The following is a 1,958-nucleotide window of genomic DNA, read 5'->3' on the forward strand; positions in this document are numbered from 1 at the left end:
GCCAGACGCAGGTGGCATCGAACGCCACCAGCGGCAGCGGCGCCGGGCCGGTGAGATCGGGCGCGAAGCCCCGCGCCGCCACCCAGTGCAGCGGCCGGTGCCAGCGCGCCAGCGGTTCGGCGGCAATGATGTTCGGGTCGCCGATGGCGAGGTCGAGCCCGCCCTCGCGCAGCCGGCGGTCGAGGCCACGGCTGCTCTCCACCACCATCTCCAGCAGCACCCGCGGATAGGCCTGGGAGAAACGGGCGAGCGCGCGCGGCATGCGGCCGACGGCGACATCCTCGAGCAGCCCGAGGCGCACGGTGCCGGCGACCTGGTGGCCGGCCAGCGCCCGCCGCGCCTCCTCGCTCGCCCCCAGCGCGCGATGGGCGTAACGCAGCAGGGTCTGGCCCGCCTCGGTCAGGCGGATGCCGCGCGGCGACCGGTCGAGCAGGCGCTGGCCGACATCCTCTTCCAGCCGGCGCAGCTGCATGCTGACCGCCGCCTGGGTCCGCGCCAGCCGGTCGGCCGCGCCGCTGACGCTGCGGGCCTCGACCACCGTGGCGAAGGCGCGGAGCAGGCCGATATCGAGATCCCGCACCATAACGATCCCTTATATTGCCATCAGCACTATCAGGATAACTGAGGGCGGATCCATCCGCTATATCAGGGTATCAACGCCTGCAGCACAGCCTTGGACCCGCACCCGATGGCAACGAGCCCCGAGATGACCGTAGACCGACCGAACCCGACCTCGCAGGTCGCGGTCGCAGCGCTGATGGCGGTCGGTTCGATGACCATGGTCCAGCTCGGCGCCGCCCTGGCCAAGCCGACGCTGGACAGCTTCGGCCCGCTGGGCACGACCTGGCTGCGGCTGGCCTGGGCGGCGCTGCTGCTGGCCGCGATCACCCGGCCGCGGATCCTGTCCTACAGCCGGGCGCAGTGGCGCGGCGCGATCCTGCTGGGCGCGGCGATGGCCGGCATGACGCTGTGCTATTTCCAGGCCGTGATCCGCATCCCGCTGGGCCTGGCCACGGCGATCGAATTCCTCGGGCCGCTCGGCGTCGCGGCCTTCGGCATGCGCCGCGCCTGGCACGCGGTCTGGCCGATCCTGGCCCTGGTCGGGGTGGTGCTGCTGGTGCATGACGGATCGGCCTGGACGGTCGACCCGGTCGGCGCCGGCTTCGCCCTGGCCGCGGGCCTGGGCTGGGCGATCTACATCCTGCTGATGAAGCGGGTCGGCCAGGCGTTCGATGGGCTGCAGGGCCTGACCATGTCCCTGGCCGTCGCAGCGCTGGTGGCCACGCCCTGGGGGCTGGCGGAGAATGGCGGCCACATCCCGCTGCCGGTGCTGGGCATCACCATCGGCCTCGCCATCCTGGTGCCGCTGCTGCCCTATGCGCTGGAGATGATGGCCCTGCGGCGGATGCCGACCCGGGCCTTCGGCATCCTGATGAGCGCGGAGCCGGCATTGGGCACGCTGATCGGCTTCGTCGTGCTCGGCCAGGCGCTCAGCCCGGCCCAGTTGGCCGGCATCGCCCTGGTCGTGGTCGCCAGCCTGGGTGCCGTCGCCGGAGAGTAGCGCCCTACCCCGCCCAGGCCGGCTTCAGCATCGGGTAGAGAGCGCGGAAGCGCTGGTACTTCGCGGCATAGAGATCGGCCAGCGCCGAATCCGGTTCGACCACATGCGCGGTCTGCGGCCGGGTGCACACCGCCTCCGGCGCTTCCCCGGTCGCGGCCAGCCGGCCGAGGCGGGCGGCGCCGAAGGCGGGGCCGAGTTCGCCACCCGCGGGATAGTGCAGCGGCCGGTTCAGCGCCGCCGCCAGGATCCGGCCCCAGAATTGCGACCGGGCGCCGCCGCCGATCACCGAGACCTCGCCGATCTCCGTCCCCGCCGCGGTCAGCGCCGCCTGGCCGTCGGCGAAGGCGAAGGCCACGCCCTCCAGCACGGCGCGGACCAGATGCGGCCGTTCGGTCGC

3 protein-coding genes are annotated in these 1,958 nt (G+C 73.0%); 1 reads left to right on the forward strand and 2 read right to left on the reverse strand.

Annotated elements, in window-relative coordinates; genetic code table 11:
* Positions 1-583: LysR family transcriptional regulator (locus tag AC3XYG_RS14625; RefSeq protein ID WP_489140571.1), on the reverse strand; the 583-nt coding region annotated here is incomplete at its 3' end.
* 123 nt (positions 584-706) lie between these two features.
* Between AC3XYG_RS14625 and AC3XYG_RS14630 the strand changes: the two genes are divergently transcribed.
* A complete protein-coding gene (locus AC3XYG_RS14630) occupies positions 707-1,561 on the forward strand; it encodes an EamA family transporter (protein ID WP_489140572.1) in 855 nt (284 codons plus the stop codon).
* A gap of 4 nt (positions 1,562-1,565) precedes the next feature.
* On the opposite strand, the gene AC3XYG_RS14635 is transcribed toward AC3XYG_RS14630, so the two are convergent.
* The coding region (locus AC3XYG_RS14635) for an FGGY-family carbohydrate kinase (protein ID WP_489140573.1) at positions 1,566-1,958 on the reverse strand (393 nt) is incomplete at its 5' end.

This window comes from Inquilinus sp., from assembly GCF_057815775.1.

What these genes read in the sequence shown, in the direction of transcription:
- AC3XYG_RS14630 (WP_489140572.1), top strand. Translation starts at nt 707, where the DNA reads ATGACCGTAGACCGACCGAACCCGACCTCGCAGGTCGCGGTCGCAGCG.